18 protein-coding genes are annotated in these 16,382 nt (G+C 68.0%); 9 read left to right on the top strand and 9 right to left on the bottom strand.

Annotated features, from left to right (window positions below):
- Position 1 precedes the first annotated feature (1 nt).
- The 4 genes from A5752_RS25870 to A5752_RS25855 all read right to left on the bottom strand — a co-directional run bounded on the left by A5752_RS25870 (position 2) and on the right by A5752_RS25855 (position 3,893).
- On the bottom strand, positions 2-838 hold the full coding sequence (locus A5752_RS25870) for a carbohydrate ABC transporter permease (RefSeq protein WP_067092028.1): 837 nt from the start codon (positions 836-838) through the stop codon (positions 2-4).
- Positions 838-1,758: a carbohydrate ABC transporter permease gene (locus tag A5752_RS25865; RefSeq protein ID WP_067092026.1), complete on the bottom strand. Its 921-nt coding sequence runs from the start codon at positions 1,756-1,758 to the stop codon at positions 838-840. Before A5752_RS25865 ends, A5752_RS25870 begins: the two co-directional genes overlap by 1 nt.
- Entirely contained in the window at positions 1,755-3,194 is a 1,440-nt protein-coding gene (locus tag A5752_RS25860) for an ABC transporter substrate-binding protein (protein ID WP_286159401.1), read from the bottom strand. Before A5752_RS25860 ends, A5752_RS25865 begins: the two co-directional genes overlap by 4 nt.
- A 174-nt stretch (positions 3,195-3,368) precedes the next feature.
- Positions 3,369-3,893, bottom strand: coding sequence for a YflT domain-containing protein (locus A5752_RS25855; protein WP_067092024.1), 525 nt, complete (start codon positions 3,891-3,893; stop codon positions 3,369-3,371).
- 106 nt (positions 3,894-3,999) lie between these two features.
- Between A5752_RS25855 and A5752_RS25850 the strand changes: the two genes are divergently transcribed.
- The gene (locus A5752_RS25850) at positions 4,000-4,629 is read left to right on the top strand and encodes a DUF4190 domain-containing protein (RefSeq protein WP_067092022.1); all 630 of its coding nucleotides are present in this window, start codon (positions 4,000-4,002) and stop codon (positions 4,627-4,629) included.
- Between the two features lie 3 nt (positions 4,630-4,632).
- Positions 4,633-5,085, top strand: coding sequence for a DUF4190 domain-containing protein (locus tag A5752_RS25845; protein WP_067092021.1), 453 nt, complete (start codon positions 4,633-4,635; stop codon positions 5,083-5,085).
- 3 nt (positions 5,086-5,088) lie between these two features.
- Here A5752_RS25845 and A5752_RS25840 read toward each other — a convergent pair whose 3' ends face one another.
- Positions 5,089-6,045 (bottom strand): HpcH/HpaI aldolase/citrate lyase family protein, encoded by a 957-nt coding sequence (locus A5752_RS25840; RefSeq protein WP_082964072.1) that lies wholly within the window; start codon positions 6,043-6,045, stop codon positions 5,089-5,091.
- A 25-nt stretch (positions 6,046-6,070) separates the two neighbouring features.
- On the opposite strand from A5752_RS25840, the gene A5752_RS25835 reads away from it, so the two are divergent.
- From A5752_RS25835 to A5752_RS25815, 5 genes are all read left to right on the top strand, one after another.
- Complete coding sequence (locus tag A5752_RS25835; protein ID WP_067092017.1) at positions 6,071-7,363, top strand: magnesium transporter MgtE N-terminal domain-containing protein; 1,293 nt, start codon at positions 6,071-6,073, stop codon at positions 7,361-7,363.
- Complete coding sequence (locus A5752_RS25830) at positions 7,360-7,908, top strand: DUF1003 domain-containing protein (protein WP_067092015.1); 549 nt, start codon at positions 7,360-7,362, stop codon at positions 7,906-7,908. Before A5752_RS25835 ends, A5752_RS25830 begins: the two co-directional genes overlap by 4 nt.
- Before the next feature lie 78 nt (positions 7,909-7,986).
- The gene (locus A5752_RS25825; protein WP_067092014.1) at positions 7,987-9,456 is read left to right on the top strand and encodes a lytic transglycosylase domain-containing protein; all 1,470 of its coding nucleotides are present in this window, start codon (positions 7,987-7,989) and stop codon (positions 9,454-9,456) included.
- A 34-nt stretch (positions 9,457-9,490) separates the two neighbouring features.
- Positions 9,491-10,633 (top strand): Mrp/NBP35 family ATP-binding protein, encoded by a 1,143-nt coding sequence (locus A5752_RS25820; RefSeq protein ID WP_067092012.1) that lies wholly within the window; start codon positions 9,491-9,493, stop codon positions 10,631-10,633.
- Positions 10,634-10,708: 75 nt separating this feature from the next.
- Positions 10,709-11,332: a VldE C-terminal domain-containing protein gene (locus A5752_RS25815; protein ID WP_156614177.1), complete on the top strand. Its 624-nt coding sequence runs from the start codon at positions 10,709-10,711 to the stop codon at positions 11,330-11,332.
- A 10-nt stretch (positions 11,333-11,342) separates the two neighbouring features.
- Here the strand turns inward: A5752_RS25815 and tatB are convergent, their stop codons facing one another.
- The 4 genes from tatB to sigE all read right to left on the bottom strand — a co-directional run bounded on the left by tatB (position 11,343) and on the right by sigE (position 14,567).
- Complete coding sequence (gene tatB, locus A5752_RS25810) at positions 11,343-11,747, bottom strand: Sec-independent protein translocase protein TatB (RefSeq protein ID WP_067092010.1); 405 nt, start codon at positions 11,745-11,747, stop codon at positions 11,343-11,345.
- Positions 11,748-11,749: 2 nt separating this feature from the next.
- Positions 11,750-13,237: a serine protease HtrA gene (gene htrA / locus A5752_RS25805; RefSeq protein ID WP_067092008.1), complete on the bottom strand. Its 1,488-nt coding sequence runs from the start codon at positions 13,235-13,237 to the stop codon at positions 11,750-11,752.
- A gap of 69 nt (positions 13,238-13,306) precedes the next feature.
- Positions 13,307-13,702, bottom strand: coding sequence for an anti-sigma E factor RseA (rseA, locus tag A5752_RS25800; RefSeq protein ID WP_067092077.1), 396 nt, complete (start codon positions 13,700-13,702; stop codon positions 13,307-13,309).
- A gap of 76 nt (positions 13,703-13,778) precedes the next feature.
- Positions 13,779-14,567, bottom strand: coding sequence for an RNA polymerase sigma factor SigE (gene sigE, locus A5752_RS25795; RefSeq protein WP_067092006.1), 789 nt, complete (start codon positions 14,565-14,567; stop codon positions 13,779-13,781).
- A gap of 177 nt (positions 14,568-14,744) precedes the next feature.
- On the opposite strand from sigE, the gene A5752_RS25790 reads away from it, so the two are divergent.
- Together A5752_RS25790 and A5752_RS25785 are read left to right on the top strand one after the other, a co-directional pair.
- On the top strand, positions 14,745-15,404 hold the full coding sequence (locus A5752_RS25790) for an O-methyltransferase (protein ID WP_067092004.1): 660 nt from the start codon (positions 14,745-14,747) through the stop codon (positions 15,402-15,404).
- Positions 15,405-15,522: 118 nt separating this feature from the next.
- Positions 15,523-16,382 (top strand): IS30 family transposase (locus A5752_RS25785; protein WP_353612296.1); only part of this gene is annotated, 860 nt, incomplete at its 3' end.

The following is a 16,382-nucleotide window of genomic DNA, read 5'->3' as shown; positions in this document are numbered from 1 at the left end:
ACTACCCCTTCACCGCGCCGGATGTCAGTCCGGCGACGATCCGTCGTTGGAAGATGAGCACAAAGATGATGATCGGGATGGTGATGACCATCGCGCCCGCGGCGATCGAACCCGTCGGTTCCTCGAACTGCGAACTGCCGGTGAAGTTCGCGATCGCCACCGGCGCCGTGATCGCGCGTTGGGTGGCGGTCAGCGACAACGCCAGAAGGAGGTCGTTCCACGCGAAGATGAACACCAGGATCGCCGCGGTGACGATGCCCGGCGCCGCGAGCGGGGCGATGACCTTGCGGAACGCCTGCGCCGGTGTCGCGCCGTCCATCTTCGCCGCCTTCTCCAGATCCCAAGGGATCTCCCGGAAGAACGCCGACAGCGTGTAGATGGCCAGCGGAAGCGCGAACGTGATGTACGGGATGATCAGGCCGGGCCAGGTGTCGAACAGGCCGACCGCGCGCTCGATGTTGAAAAGCGGTGTGACGAGCGAGATATGGGGGAACATCGCGATCAGCAGCGCGACCCCGATCAGCAACTGCTTGCCGGGGAAGTCCAGCCGTGCGACCGCGTATGCGGCCATTCCGCCGATCACGACCGCGATGGCGGTGGTGATCAGGCCGATTCCGATCGAGTTGATCAGCGCCGAGGTGAAGATGTTGCCCTGGAATATCGCCTTGTAGTTGTCGAAGGTGATCTCGGCGGGAATCAGCCTGCCGTCCTTGACACTTGACGTCGGCTTGAGCGACAGGGACAGGATCCACAGCACCGGAAACAACGCGTAGATGACGACCAGCACGTTGACGACGGTCCATCCGGTCACGCGCGACGCGGGAGCCCGCTCGGTCATCAGCGACTCTCCTCGGCCGACCCCGGTGCCGCCGCGCCGAAGATCTTGATGTAGATGAACGCGATGATCGCCACGCACAGAAAGATCAGCACGCTGATCGCCGAACCCAGGCCGACATTGAACGCCTTGAACAGGTTGTCGTAACCCAGGATCGACACCGAGCCGGTGTTGTTCGCTCCTCCGGTGAGGACGTAGATGTTGTCGAAGATCCGGAACGCGTCGAGGGTGCGGAACAGCAGCGCCACCAGGATCGCCGGCTTGATCAGCGGCAGGATGACCTTGATCAGGCGCTTCCACGCTCCCGCACCGTCGACCTGGGCGGCGTTGAGCAGATCCTGTGGCACCAGCGCCAATCCGGCCAGCAGTAGCAGCGCCATGAACGGCGTCGTCTTCCACACCTCGGCCAGCACCACGATCGCCAGCGACGGAAGCTGTTCGGTCAGAGGGGCGCTGCCCTCGGGCAGCAGGTTGGCCAGGTATCCGGTGCCGGGTGTCCATGCGTAGTACCAGCTGTACGACGCTGCCACGGTGACGATTCCGTACGGGATGAGGACCGCCGTGCGCACCACGCCCTTTCCGAAGATGGTGCGGTGCATCACCAACGCCAGCGCCATGCCGAGCACGAACTCGATGGCCACCGACACGACGGTGATGCCGAGCGTGACGAAAAACGCTGTCCACCAGTACTGGTCGGTGAGGATCGTGACGTAGTTGGACAGCCCGATGAACTCGGTGTCCTCCGGGGCCGCCATGTTGTTGCGCTGCAGGCTCAGCCACACCGCATAACCGATCGGATACGCGGTGACCGCGAGCATCAGCAGGACCGCGGGGGCAATCAGCAGGAACGCGAGCCTGCGTTCCGAGCGGATGTCGTCGCTGCCGGTCGCAGCCGGTGCGGTCGCGGCGGCCGGTGCGGTCACGGGATCAGCCCCTTCCCGTCGATGGCCTTCTGCACCTGTTCGGCGAGTTCGTCGGCGGTGCGCTCCGGGTCGATGTCGGTGATCGGCGCCAGCGTGGTGGAGATGCGGGTGGAGACCGCTTGGTACTGCGGCGTGGCGGGACGGACCGCGGCGTTGGTGAGTTGTTCGCGGATGATCTCGTACTGGGGATATTTCGCCTGGAAGGCCGGATCGCTGTATAGCGATGTGCGCACCGCGGGCAGCCCACCCTCCACCGACGTGTAACGCTGGTTCTCGACGTTGCGCAGGCACCGGATCGCCTCGAACGCCTCGGCCTTGTGCCGGGTCGTCTTCGCCACGGCGAGGTTCAGGCCGCCGATGGTGACCTTCGCCGCCTCACCCGGCTTCACGCCCGGATACTGAGCGAAGCCCAGCACCTTCCTGCTCGCCTCGAACGCGGCCTCGAACTGTTCGTCGCTGGGCGAGAAACTTCCGACGTCGTTGATGGCGTCGGCGAGCGCGGGATCCTTGTTGAGCGGCAGGAACGACACACCGCCCTTGATCGCATTCTCCAGCAATGACGGCAGCACGTACGGCCAATTCACCTCGAGCGCGGCCTTGCCCTGTTCGAGCGCCAGCCGTGCGGTGGTCTCGTCGGTTTGGGTCACCGACGGGTCCGCGCCCGGTGCGGTGGCGACGTTCTTGATGATCTGCAGCGCCTTGACGGTAGCGGCGCGATGTTCTTCGGTGTCGGTCAGGGTGACGGTTTCGCCGTCATCGGAAAGCACCTGTCCGCCCCCGCTTTCGAGCAAGGTGTTGAACCAGACAACCAGGCCTTCGTATTGCTTACCCTGTACCGCAATCCAGCTCGGACCTCCGTCGGCGTGCAACCGGGCGGCCTCGGACACCATGGCGTCCCACGTCGGCGGCGGCTCCGACATCAGATCCGCTCGGTACCAGAGCAATTGGGTGTTGGTGGTGATCGGTGCGGCGTACAGCTTGTCCTGCCAGGTGGCGGTCTGCAGCGGGCCGGGCAGCGTGTTGTTCTTCGCGTCCGCCTCGGCTTGTCCCCCGGGATCGTCGGAAAGCGGTAGCGCCCAACCCGCCTCGGCGAACTCGGCGGTCCACACCACGTCGAGCGCCATCACGTCGAGGCTTCTGTCGTTTCCGGTCAGCCGCCGCGCGAGCTGAAGCCGTTGATCGTCGGCGCCCTTCGGCAAACTGATCTGCTGGATCCGGAAGCGCCCGCCGAGTTCCTCGTTGCATCGTTTGGCCACGGCCGTGAAGGTCTGAGCCTCGTTCGCGGGGGTGTAGTAGTTGATGACGATGCCGCCGCTGTCGGATCCACACGCCGTCAGCACTGACGCCGTCGTCAGCGCAGCAACCGCCGCGGCACCCAGCCGCCGTTGGCTTCCGCGTATGGCCCCCCACGCCGGTAGGGAACTGTGGAAGCGCACCACCCGCCTCCGTCCCGCTTCGATGTCGCCGTCGCAGCGGCGCCGTACGAGAATCTCCCGCGCGCAAACCGTATTGCCACAACCATGTGGTTTGCAACACTTCAGCGGCGCGCGTCGCACACCGTTACGCAATCGGGAACCAGGGCAAACTCGGCGATCCCCGCGCCGGGAACGTCAGATGGTCAAGCGCGCCAGCAGATCCCGTCCGCGTTCGGCGTTCTGCGGATCGCACAGCACGTCGTAACGACCCGCGACGAGTTGTAGCGTCGAACTGAAATCTCTTGTGCCACGCGCCATCGCATACGGTATCGCCGACGTGATGAGGCCGAAGAACACACCCGCAATCAGGCCGGTGGCGAGCGCGCCCCACGGGTTGGGGCTGAAGAAACCGAGAATCAGGCCGATGAACAGGCCCAGCCACGCACCCGTCAACACGCCTCCACCGAGCACCTTCGGCCACGTCAACCGACCGGTGACCCGCTCGACCTGCATGAGGTCCACGCCGACGATCGTCACCTGCTGCACCGGAAACTCCTGGTCCGACAGGTAGTCCACGGCGCGCTGCGCCTCGGCATAGGTCGGATAGGAACCGATCGGCCAACCCTTCGGGGGTGTGGGCAGACCTGCGGGGCCACGACCCAAATTCGGGCTACCAGGCGTTGCGCCGGAATTTGCTCCAGGTTGAAACGGGCTGGTCATCGGTCCTCTTCTCCTCTGTCGCCGCGAATCGCTAAGTTGCTGCCTCGTAAGGGACAACGCCGCGATGGCCGCAATCGTGCCCGACAATTGCGCTAGGTTGACAAGCATGACAAATCCCGGGGAGGACGCAGCAGAAACCGCATCATCCGAACCCCACGGAGGTGCGTCCGAGCCGACATCGTCTGGATACGAGGCGCCGTCGACCGAACACACACAGGGTGCCCAGCCCGACCAGCCGTCGTACGGCTACCAGGCGCCGCCGGCGTACGACCCGTCATCGGGATATCCCCCGCCCCCACAGGGCGCCTATCCGCCGCCTCCGGCCTACCCTCCGCCGCCGCAGGGCGGCTATCCGCCTCCGCCGGGCGCCTACCCACCACCGCCGCCGGGGTCCTATCCGCCGCCCAACCTCGGGCAGGGATATCCACCGCCGCCGCCCTACGGTGCACCGTCCCAATACGGTGCGCCGGGATACGGCACGCCCAGCTACGGCGGCGGTTACGGCCTGCAGCCTGACAAGACGAACGGTTTGGCCATCGGCTCGTTGGTGGCCTCGGCGGTCGGTGTCCTGTGCGGTGTCGGCTCGCTCGTCGGCATCGTGCTGGGCATCGTGGCGCTCAACCAGATCAAGACCTCCGGTGAAGGCGGCCGCGGTCTGGCGATCGCCGGCATCGCCGTCGGCGCGGCCACGCTCGTGCTCAACATCATCTTCGCCATCGCCATGATGAGCAGCTGAGCGGTGAGCGGGAGCGACCCGTACGGAGCCGAACGGCCCGACCCGTTCGCATCGGTGGACTACCCCACCGATGCGGGTTTGCCTCCGCCGCTGTATCCGCCACCGGCGCCGGGCTATCCGCCGCCCTACACGTCCGCACCCGGTCAGGGCTATTACCCGCCCACCGGCCACGGCTACGGCTACGACCCGTACCGGCCCGGGAAGCCTCCCGGCACGAACGGGATGGCGATCGGCTCGCTCGTGTGCTCGCTGGTCGGCGTCTTCTGCTGCGGGGTGACGTGCATCGTCGGGGTCATCCTCGGTGTGATGGCCATGCGCGAAACCAAGCGCACCGGACAGGACGGTTTCGGAATCGCGTTGGCGGGCACCATCATCGGCGGACTGGCCGTCGCCGGGTTCCTCGTCTACATCCTGCTGTATCTGAGCCTGCTCACCACCGGGTGGCAGTGGACCTGAGCATCACTCGGGCGGACGGAACGCCTCGCCTTGACGCTGCATGCCTGCCGCGCGGCCCTTTCCGGCGATCACCAGAGCCATCTTCCTGCTCGCCTCATCGATCATCTCGTCGCCCAGCATGGCTGCGCCTCTGGCCCCGCCCGCACGCGAGGTGTGCCACTCGTAGGCCTCGAGGATCAGCTCGGCATGGTCGTAGTCCTTCTGGCGGGGGCTGAAAATCTCGTTGCCCGCGGCGATCTGGTCCGGATGCAGCACCCACTTGCCGTCGTATCCCAGCGCCGCCGAACGGCCCGCGACGCGGCGGAAGCCGTCGACGTCGCGGATCTTCAGGTACGGGCCGTCGATCGCGAGCACGCCGTGCGCCCGCGCCGCCACGAGGATTCGCATTAGCACGTGGTGGTGCGCGTCGCCGACGTCGTAGCCCTCCGGTTGTTCGCCGACTTCGAGCGTGCGCATGTTCAGGCTCGCGGCCATGTCGGCGGGGCCGAGCACCAGCGCCTGCACCCGCGGTGCGGCGGCGATCGCGTCAATGTTGGTGAGGCCCTGCGCATTCTCGATCTGCGCCTCGATGCCGATACGGCCGACGGGCAGGCCGTGGGTGGCTTCGAGTTGACTCAGCAACAAGTCCAGCGCCTGAATGTGGGTGGCGTCGCTGACCTTCGGGAGAACCACGATGTCGAGTGCCGCACCGGCGGTGGCCACCACCTCGATGATGTCGGCGTGAGTCCAGGGCGTCGTCCAGTCGTTGACGCGCACACCGCGTAGTTGGCCGACCCAGCCTGGTTCGGCGAGCGCGACCGCGACCCGCGTGCGAGCCTCGTCCTTGGCGTCCGGTGCGACGGCGTCCTCGAGGTCGAGGAACACCTCGTCGGCGGGCAGGGTTTTCGCCTTCTCGACCATTTTCGCGCTGCTCCCGGGAACGGAAAGAACCGTTCGGCGGGGTCGATACCGGTTTTCCACAACCACACTCTCTACCCTTTGAGGCATGGCGGCGGTCAACAGGGTCTATGCGGCCCGACTCGCGGGATTGGTGGTCTTGGGCCCCGACGGCGAGTCCATCGGCCGTGTCCGCGATGTGGTGGTCAGCATCAGCCTGGTGCGCCAGCAACCGCGCGTGCTCGGCCTGGTCGTCGAATTGCTCACGCGGCGACGGATTTTCGTGCCGATCCTGCGGGTGACGTCGATCGAGCCCGGCGCCGTGACGCTGGCCACCGGCAGCGTGTCGCTGCGCCGGTTCGCCCAGCGTCCCGGCGAGGTGCTGGTCCTCGGGCAGGTGATCGAAACCCGGGTCCGCGTCGACGATCCCGACCTGCCCGAGCTGGCCAACGTCGACGTGGTCGTCGTCGACCTCGGCATCGAGCAGACCCGCACGCGGGACTGGATGGTCACCAAGGTCGCCGTGCGCCCGCACCGACGCCTGGGCAGGCGCGCCAACGTGCACGTTGTCGACTGGCAGAACGTCCACGGCCTCACCCCCTCCGGTCTGGCGATGCCGGATCAGGGCGTCGCGCAGCTGCTCGAGCTGTTCGAGGGTCAGCGCGCCGTGGAAGTCGCCGAAGCGCTGCGAGAACTGCCGACCAAGCGCCGCTACGAGCTGGTCAACGCCCTCGACGTCGAGCGACTGGCCGACGTGCTGCAGGAACTTCCCGACGACGACCAGCTCGATGTGCTCAGGCGGCTGCCCGGGGACCGGGCCGTCGACGTTCTCGAGGCGATGGACCCCGATGACGCGGCCGACCTGCTGGGGTCGATGGCCCCGACCGATGCCGAGCAGTTCCTGCGCCGGATGGATCCCGAGGATTCCGAGGACGTCCGCCGCCTGCTGGCGCACTCCCCGGACACCGCGGGCGGCCTGATGACGTCCGAGCCCGTGGTGCTGGCACCGGACACCACCGTCGCCGAGGCGCTGGCCCGAGTCCGCGACCCCGACCTGACCCCGGCGCTGGCTTCGTTGGTGTTCGTCACCCGCCCCCCGACGGCCACCCCCACCGGCCACTACCTGGGCTGCGTGCACCTTCAGCGATTGTTGCGCGAACCGCCGGCGGACCTGGTCAGCGGCATCATCGACACCGATCTGCCGAACCTGTCCCCCGATGACTCGCTGGGCGCGGTGACCCGCTACTTCGCGGCCTACAACCTGGTCTGCGGGCCCGTCGTCGACGAAGAGAACCACCTGCTGGGCGCCGTGTCGGTCGACGACGTGCTCGACCACCTGCTGCCCCACGACTGGCGCGAGACCGAGGAACCCGAACTCACCGGCGCCGAGGGCACCTCATGAGCGACCGCAGCCGGCTCGACACGCCGCTGGCCACCCGGCGGTTTTCGTTCAACGTCGACCCCGAGGCGGTCGGGAACTTCAGCGAGCGGATCGCCCGGTTCCTGGGCACCGGGCGCTATCTGGCGTGGCAGACCATCATCGTCATCGTCTGGATCGCGCTGAACCTGTTCGCGGTCGGGCTGCGCTGGGACCCGTATCCGTTCATCCTGCTCAACCTCGCGTTCTCCACCCAGGCGGCCTACGCGGCGCCGCTGATTCTGCTGGCGCAGAATCGCCAGGAGAACCGCGACCGCGTGTCGCTCGACGAGGACCGCCGCCGCGCCCTGCAAACCAAGGCCGACACCGAGTACCTGGCCCGCGAACTGGCCGCCCTGCGGCTGGCCATCGGCGAGGTCGTCACCCGCGATTACCTGCGCAGGGAGCTCGACGAGATGCGGGAGATGCTCGCCGCGCTGCAGCCGCAGACAGGCGAAACGGGCGACGACGGAGAGGGCCGAAGCGAGCAAGGCGAGCGCCGGAGCAAAAAACCGAGTCTGGGTAGCTAACGCATTGCTGTAACGCGGCGGTTATCTAGTAGGTATGGTGACTTGGTTCACAAGCGACTGCAGACCTAGGACGGTTGAGTGCACATAAGGGGAGGAGCCGCCCTCAAGGCCGTGCGGCGCCAAACGGGGCGTCTGCGGCGTATCCCGGGCCCTCGAGTGCAGAAGTTGACATCTGCCAACGGCATGCGCGCCGGCCTCGGCGTCGCGATCATCACCCCGATCATCCTTGCCGGCAGCGTCGGCGCGTCGGCGCCGTCGCCGCGCACACCCACCTCGGATGCGGCGGTGACGCCACTGGCCGCGGTCGAACCGTCACCGGGAGCGCGTTCGGGCGCGTCGGTGGTCGCGGTGGCCAAGGAACCCATGGCCTTTCACATCGCCGCCTCGACGGCCTCCGCTCCTCCACCCGCGGCCGTGGTGAATTCGCCTGGCACACTGGGCATTCCGGCGATGGCCCTCTCGGCGTACCGCAATGCCGAGCGCATCATGGCCTCGGCGTATCCGGGCTGCGGCATCAGCTGGAACCTGTTGGCCGGTATCGGACGCATCGAGTCGATGCACGCCAACGGCGGCGCGACCGACGCCAGCGGCACCGCTATCCGCCCCATCTACGGGCCCGCGCTGGACGGCACACTGCCCGGCAACGAGGTCATCGTGCAGAGCCGCGTGGCCGACCGGGTCACCTACGCCCGTGCCATGGGCCCGATGCAGTTCCTGCCGGGGACCTGGTCGCGGTATGCCTCCGACGGCGACGGCGACGGCAAAGCCGAGGTGCAGAACCTCTACGACTCGACGCTGGCCGCCGCCCGCTACCTGTGCAGCGGCAACCTCAACCTGCGCGACCCGAACCACGTCATGACGGCGATCCTTCGCTACAACAACTCGGTGGCCTACGCCCGCAACGTGCTGGGTTGGGCCGCGGCCTACGCGACCGGCGTGGTGCCGATGGACCTGCCCCCGATCACCGGATCGGTGCCGACGCTCGACGAGACCGACAACAGCCTGCACCTGACCGACCTGAAGGCATACCAGGGACTGGGGCCGGGACTCCCCCTGAACGCGCTGGGGCTGCCGTCCAACGATCCGCTGGCGCTCATGCCACTGCTCGAACGCGACGCCGTCGCCAGCCAGATGGGCAACATGCCGGGCTTCGCCCCAGGTCAGCGACTTGGACCGCTGCCCGGACCGGCCCCACAAGGGCCGGCGGCCTCGCCGCAGGCGCCACCCGCGCCGCCGCCGTGGACCCCGCCGTGGATGCAGCCGCAGCGCCCCGAATGCGCGGTGTTCTGCATTCAGGACAACCCGGCGCCGCCGCTGCAACCCGCGCTCGGCGGACCGCCGGTCGCCCAGCCGATGCTTCCGTCCGCTCCGGCTCCGCCGGCGCCGCCCGCCCCTGGCGCCGTCCCGCCGGGACCCGCGCCGGTCGGCGCACCCGCTCCCGTTGTCGGCGCACCCGCGCCCGCTCAGGCACCCGGACCGGCGACGCCGCCGGGACCGGCACCCGGTCCGGCCGCAGCGCCGGGTCCGGCACCCGGGCCGGTCGGTTAAAGGCCGCCGTCGAGTCGGCCTAGACTCGACGGTGATGTCTCAATCACCCTCTGACCTGGAAGCCGCGATCCGTCGCGCGCTGGCCAAAGTGATCGACCCCGAACTGCGGCGGCCGATCACCGAGATCGGCATGGTCAAGAACGTCACCGTCGAACCCGACTCGGCGGTCCACGTCGAGATCTACCTGACCACCGCCGCGTGCCCGAAGAAGACCGAGATCTCCGATCAGGTCAGCCGCGCCGTCGCCGACGTGCCCGGTACCGGCTCCGTGCGGGTCAGCCTCGACGTGATGAACGATGAACAACGCACCGAACTGCGCAAACAGCTGCGTGGCGACTCGCGTGAACCCGTCATCCCGTTCGCCCAACCCGGCTCGTTGACCCGCGTCTACGCGGTGGCCTCCGGCAAGGGCGGCGTCGGCAAGTCCAGCGTCACGGTGAACCTCGCGGCGGCCATGGCCGCTCGGGGTGTCTCGGTGGGCGTGCTCGACGCCGACATCTACGGCCACTCGGTCCCGCGCATGATGGGCATCACCGACCGGCCCACCCAGGTCGAGTCGATGATCCTGCCGCCGGTGGCCCACGACGTTCGGGTGATCTCGATCGCGATGTTCACGCAGGGCAACACCCCGGTGGTCTGGCGCGGCCCGATGCTGCACCGCGCGCTGCAGCAGTTCCTGGCCGACGTCTACTGGGGCGATCTGGACGTGCTGCTGCTCGACCTGCCGCCCGGCACGGGCGACGTCGCGATCTCGGTGGCGCAGCTGATTCCCGGCGCGGAGATCCTGGTGGTGACGACGCCCCAACTGGCGGCCGCCGAGGTGGCCGAGCGGGCCGGCGCGATCGCGCTGCAGACCCGTCAGCGCATCGTCGGCGTCGTGGAGAACATGTCCGGTCTGCAGATGCCCGACGGCACGACCATGCAGATCTTCGGCGAGGGCGGCGGCAAGCAGGTCGCCGAGCGTCTGACGCGTGCGATCGGCGCCGACGTGCCGTTGCTGGGACAGGTTCCGCTCGACCCGGCCCTGGTGTCGGCCGGCGACTCCGGGGTCCCGTTGGTGCTGTCCGCGCCGGACTCGGCGGCGGGCAAGGAGTTGCGCAGCGTCGCCGATGCCCTGTCCAGCCGCAAGCGCGGGCTGGCGGGGATGTCGCTGGGCCTGGATCCGGCCGGTAGATAACGGTCTCGTGTTCGAGGCCGAACTGCGTCACACCCTGTCCCACATGGCGTTACAGTGCTGTTCGTGGGTAGGGCGATGTTAGCCAACGGGCGGGGCAAGCTGCTGGCCCTCGTCGGCTCGGTCGCGTTGTCCGCCGCCCTGTTCTACGCCCAGTCCGCGAAGCCGCCGGAAGAGCATCCCGCCCCGCCGGTGGCCGCGCGTCAGGACGCGCCCGCCGGTGCTCCGACGCTCAAGATGCCGACCGAAGCGGAGTTGCTCGCGGCGAGCGCTCCGGTTGCCAGCGCGGCGACCCCGTTCGAGCTGCCCGCGGGTCTGGCACCCGAAGGCGGGTTGCAGGTCAACACCATTCGGGTGGCCCGCGCGATCAGCGTGCTGTTCCCCGAGATCAAGACGATCGGCGGATACCGCCAGGACCCGCTGAAGTGGCACCCCAACGGGTTGGCGCTCGACGTGATGATCCCCAACCACAGCAGCGAGGAGGGCATCGCGTTGGGCAACCAGATCGCCGGTATCGCGCTGGCGAACGCGGAGCGCTGGGGCGTCATCCACGTGATCTGGCGGCAGGGCTTCTACCCCGGCGTCGGCGCGCCGAGTTGGACGGCGGACTACGGCAACGAGACGGCCAACCATTTCGACCACGTGCACATCGCCACCAACGGCGGCGGCTACCCGACCGGCAACGAGCACTACTTCATCTGAGGGCGCGCCGCTAGGTGGCGTCGGTGTCGAACGGGGTCGTCGCGGGCGATTCCGGTGCGGCAGCCGACGGCGGCTCGGATGTGTTGGCCGGTTTGTCGGCGGGCCGGTCGGACGATTTCCTGTCGAAATTGCCGGTGAAGAACGAATCGTCCCCGTCGAGCAGATGCTTCGTCAGCGCGGCGCGCGGCGTCATACCGCGCAGCTTGTTGAGCTCGCTGAGCGGCTCGCGCAGGTCGTCGAACTCCGGGCCGAGGTCCTCGCGCAGTTGGCTGGTGGCGCCGCTGATGTAGTCGCGGGCCTGCCGCAGCGCACCCGTCGTCCACCGGATCGCGCCGGGCAGCCGCTCGGGCCCCAGGATCACCAGACCGGCGATCACCAGGATGAGCATCTCGCCCCAGCCGACGTTGGCGAACATGGCTACGAGTTGTCGGGACCCGGGTTGACGGTCAGCGTCACCCGGCGGCCGTCACGCATCACCTCGATAGGCGCGTCCTGGCCGATCTTGAGCTGACGCACGGCAACGACGAACTCGTCGGCGTCGGCCACGGTCCGGTCGCCGACCTTGACGACGACGTCGTTCTCCAGGATCCCGGCCTTCTCGGCGGGGCTGCCGGCCTTGACGTTGGCCACCTGCGCGCCGGAGGCGATGTCGTTGCTGACCGAGCGGGCGGTCAGGCCCAGCGTCGGGTGGGCGATCTTGCCCTCCTTGATCAGGGACTCGACGACCGATTTGACCTCGTTGATCGGGATCGCGAAGCCCAGCCCGCTGGCGCTGTCGGACAGCGATTTACCCGCGGTGTTGATGCCGATGACGTTGCCGTTCATGTCGATCAGGGGACCGCCCGAGTTGCCGTGGTTGATCGGCGCGTCGGTCTGCAGTCCGTCGATCACCGTGTCGGTGTCCGATCCGTCACCCGACAGCGGGACCGGGCGGTGCAGCGCGCTGATGATGCCCGCGGTGACGGTGCTGCGCAGGCCCAGCGGGGCGCCGGCGGCGATCACCTCGTCGCCGACGCGCAACTTGTCCGAGTCGCCCATCTTCGCAACGGTCAGGTTGTCGACGTTGTCGACCTTCAGCACAGCGAGGTCGGTCTTGGGATCGCGCCCCACGAGGTTGGCGGGCACCTCTTTGCCGTCATTGAAGACGATCTTCATCTTGTACTTGCTCGGATTGTTCGCGGCCTCGGAGATCACGTGGTTGTTGGTCACGATGTAACCGCGGCCGTCGATGACGACGCCGGAGCCCTGCGAACCTTCCTGATCGCTGGTCGCCTCAACCGTCACCACCGAATCAGCAACGGCCGCAGCGACTTTGGCGATCTGCCCCTCGGGCGGCGGATCATCGCCGGAGGTGTTGAGCGTGACCTTCGAGGTGGTGAACGCCTCGACCACCTCGGCAGTCTTGCGGCCGACCCAACCACCGGCGAAGCCGATCACCAACGCGATGATCGCCAGCGACGCCAACGCGACGTAAGAGACCCGACCGCCGAAGAGCACGTCGCGCACGCCCAGCTTGCCCGTCGGCACGTTCGCCTGGGGACGCGGCGCCTCGTGGACCGCAGGGGCGCCGAGGGCGACCGGCGCGGACGGATCCCGCCAGGGGTCGTCGGCCATGTCGCCGTCCTGCCCGTCGCGCTCGGCCTCGAGCGCGCCCGCATCGGCGGGATGACGCTGCAGCGACTCACCGTTGGCATAGGGCCGGCCGAACGCCTCGGCCAACACGGGATCGGGCGGTTGGTCGGTCGGCGTGAACTCACCCTGGTCGCGGTACTTGTCCAGGCCCACGAACGAGCCTTCGACACCGTCGGGCCTGCCGAACGCGCGCTGCGCCGCCGGATCGACGGGCGGCCGCGAGACAGGGCGGGGTTCCAGGCGCTCGCGCCCGGTCTGGTCGAGATTGGTCACCCGGTCATCACCCTCTGTGAAAGCGCCCGCCAACGCCGGCGCGGATCGCTGCTCGTCTTCGCACTTACCCTACCGGCGCTTGCGCCGCGGACGCTGTGTGCCGTCAGCAAACTGCGACTGCTGCGTCTCGACGGGCGGCTCCGGCGGAGCGCTGTGCGGGATCTCGGACAATAGGCCCAGAAGTGAGCTCGGCACGGCGACCGGTCGCGATTCCCGCAACGCCGCACGCGCCTGCCGCTGCGCGTCGACCTCGGCCGCGCACTGCGGACACAGCGACAAATGGTGCGCGGCGCGAAGATGCGGGGTCAGTCGTAGTTCGCCGTCGACGAAGGCGGCGATGGCCTCGGTGGAGAGGTGTTCGGTCGAGCCGAACTGGCGCGGGCCGACCGGCGCGTCGCTCTGGGATGCGAACTGAGAGGGCAGCCAAGAGAAGGCCCGTCGGAACACATGTCCCGGGTCGACCATCGCCCAGCTCCTCTCGCTGCGTGTCACGGCGTCCATTCGAATGTAGCGCGGCGCGCTGTGCGAAAGACGGCGAACGTCAGGCCGTTTTGGCCACGTCGCCGGGCTGACCGGAGGCGGAGGTGCCGCCGTGGTTGGCGAGGTAGTCGCGAAGCGCCTGCCTACCGCGGTGGATACGACTGCGCACCGTGCCGAGCTTGACGCCCAGCGTCGCGCCGATCTCCTCGTAGGAGAGTCCCTCGATGTCACACAGGACGACCGCGGCGCGGAACTCCGGCGGCAGGGAGTCGAGCGCGGCCTGCAGGTCGGGGCCCAGCCGCGAGTCGTGGTAGATCTGCTCCGGGTTGGGATCGGCGGCCGGAACCCGGTCGTAGTCCTCGGGCAGCGCCTCCATGCGGATGCGTCCGCGCCTGCGCACCATGTCGAGGAACAGGTTGGTGGTGATGCGGTGCAGCCAGCCCTCGAACGTGCCGGGCTGGTAGTTCTGCAGCGACCGGAACACGCGGATGAAGGTCTCCTGGGTCAGATCCTCGGCATCGTGCTGATTACCCGACAGGCGGTAGGCCAGCCGGTAGACCCGATCGGCGTGCTGGCGCACGAGCTCATCCCACGAGGGCATGGTCGATTTGTCGCCCGTGGCGTCGAACACCGCGGTGCCGGTCATCTCGTCCGAGGGCTCGACCCACTGCCCGTCCGAAAACTGTTCGAGGTGGGCCATCGAAGTCGGCGCCATCTTGATGGTGGTCGTCACATCCTCCTGGTCGCAGCCGCCATCGAAGAGCGGCGGTTCGCTACTGCCCGCAACGCGGAGATCCGCATAGGTATTCCCTGCTCGGTCCCCTGGATGCCAGCGTCCGCCGTTTTCCATGGGACATACGTTCTCCGACCGTTCCGTGCTTGGCATATGAGCAAACTGAACATTTCCTGAGAAAGCTTTTCTACCCATTTTTGACCTGCGCGAACCCGGTGGATTTTTCGCCTAATCGGGCGGCCGGGAACGGGCGTGTCGCGATGCTGACCCCCACCGGTTGGCTACGCTGCGGGCATGCCGGGCACCGACGACGTCATCGGACCGCACAACCGTGCCGAATCGATCGTGTCGCACGCTGAGCAGTCCATCTCCGAGGACTCGATCGTCGCCGCGGCCCGCGAACGCGCAGTCGACATCGGCGCGGGCGCCGTCACCCCCGCGGTCGGGGCGCTGCTCTGCGTGTTCGCCAAGCTGACGGCGGCCAAGGCGGTCGTGGAGGTCGGCACCGGCGTCGGGGTGAGCGGCCTGTGGCTGCTGTCGGGTATGCGCGAGGACGGCGTGCTGACCACCATCGACCTCGAACCCGAACACCAGCGCCTGGCCAAGCAGGCGTTCGGCGAGGCCGGGATCGGCCCGGGGCGCAGCCGGTTGATCAGCGGTCGCGCCCAGGAGGTGCTGACCCGCCTCGCCGACGAGTCGTACGACCTGGTGTTCATCGACGCCGATCCGGTGGACCAGCCGCAGTTCGTCGCAGAAGGCGTCCGGTTGCTGCGCCCGGGCGGCGCGATCGTGCTGCACCGCGCGGCGCTCGGCGGCCGTGCCGGCGACGCCACCGCCAACGATGCCGAGGTCGCGGCCGTGCGCGAGGCCGCCCGGCTGATCGCCGAGGACGAACGGCTCACCCCGGTGCTGATTCCGCTGGGCGACGGCCTGCTCGCCGCCGCGCGCGACTGAATTTCTCCGCGCGACCTTTCTTCCCCGCGAGCTTTCTCCCCGCGAGCAGACGCAAACCTGCCCTTTTTCGCGGGCGATTTCTAGTGCTTGATGCAACAGCCTCTAGTTGAGGGGTTGTATGAGAGTTCCGCGGTATCCGTTTGTGGGTCGTCGGTTCTGGGCGTTGATCGCCGAAGGGGTTTCGCCTTTTGCCGCCGGGGAAGCGGTGGGCGTGTCGAAGCACACTGCGTGGGGGTGGTTTGCTGACGCTGGTGGTGTGAAGCCACGATTCAGTGATGTGTCCGCTAGCCGAGCGCGACCCCGTTTGACGCTTGAAGAGCGTGAGGAGATTCAAGACGGGGTGGCTCGTCAGGAGTCGATTCGTTTCATCGCACGTCGGCTGGGCCGCCATCCCAGCACGGTGATGCGTGAGATTGAGCGCAATGCCAGTGTCGGTGGTGGTCGGTATCGGGCGCGGCATCGGTTCGGGGCGCCGTGGCGTGGTGGTTGGGAGTGCGTGCCGCGATATCGGGCCCATACCGCCCATGTACGAGCCCACGACCGGGCACGCCGCTCGGCGCCGGGCAAGTTGGCCACCAACACGCGGTTGCATGATGAGGTGCAGGCTCGGTTGGATGAGCAGCACAGTCCCGCCCAGATCTCACGTCGGTTGCGGCTGGACTTTGCCGATGATGCCGAGATGCGGGTGTCCCACGAGATGATCTACCAAGCGATTTATGTTCAGGGCAAAGGCAATCTGCGTCGCGAGTTGCATACCTGCCTGCGTACTGGGCGGGCGCTGCGTAAGCCGCGGCGCCGCCCCGAGGAACGCCGTGGGCGGCTGCGCGACATGGTCAACATCAGCCAGCGACCGCCTGAAGCCGCCGACCGCGCCGTGCCCGGGCATTGGGAGGGCGACCTCATCCTGGGCAGCACGGCGTCGGGCTCGGCGATCGGCACTCTTGTGGAACGCACGACGAGGTTCGTCATGCTGCTGCA

Source organism: Mycobacterium sp. 852002-51961_SCH5331710 (genome assembly GCF_001665535.1).
In the GTDB taxonomy this organism is placed as follows: domain Bacteria; phylum Actinomycetota; class Actinomycetes; order Mycobacteriales; family Mycobacteriaceae; genus Mycobacterium.
Note: the sequence above shows the minus strand (reverse complement) of the source record. Positions and strands in the feature narration are given on the sequence as shown.

Coding starts and splice junctions, on each gene's coding strand:
- A5752_RS25870 (WP_067092028.1), bottom strand. CDS start 838: ATGACCGAGCGGGCTCCCGCGTCGCGCGTGACCGGATGGACCGTCGTC.
- A5752_RS25855 (WP_067092024.1), bottom strand. CDS start 3,893: ATGACCAGCCCGTTTCAACCTGGAGCAAATTCCGGCGCAACGCCTGGT.
- A5752_RS25850 (WP_067092022.1), top strand. CDS start 4,000: ATGACAAATCCCGGGGAGGACGCAGCAGAAACCGCATCATCCGAACCC.
- A5752_RS25835 (WP_067092017.1), top strand. CDS start 6,071: ATGGCGGCGGTCAACAGGGTCTATGCGGCCCGACTCGCGGGATTGGTG.
- A5752_RS25830 (WP_067092015.1), top strand. CDS start 7,360: ATGAGCGACCGCAGCCGGCTCGACACGCCGCTGGCCACCCGGCGGTTT.
- A5752_RS25820 (WP_067092012.1), top strand. CDS start 9,491: ATGTCTCAATCACCCTCTGACCTGGAAGCCGCGATCCGTCGCGCGCTG.
- A5752_RS25815 (WP_156614177.1), top strand. CDS start 10,709: ATGTTAGCCAACGGGCGGGGCAAGCTGCTGGCCCTCGTCGGCTCGGTC.
- tatB (WP_067092010.1), bottom strand. CDS start 11,747: ATGTTCGCCAACGTCGGCTGGGGCGAGATGCTCATCCTGGTGATCGCC.
- rseA (WP_067092077.1), bottom strand. CDS start 13,702: ATGGTCGACCCGGGACATGTGTTCCGACGGGCCTTCTCTTGGCTGCCC.
- sigE (WP_067092006.1), bottom strand. CDS start 14,567: ATGGAAAACGGCGGACGCTGGCATCCAGGGGACCGAGCAGGGAATACC.
- A5752_RS25790 (WP_067092004.1), top strand. CDS start 14,745: ATGCCGGGCACCGACGACGTCATCGGACCGCACAACCGTGCCGAATCG.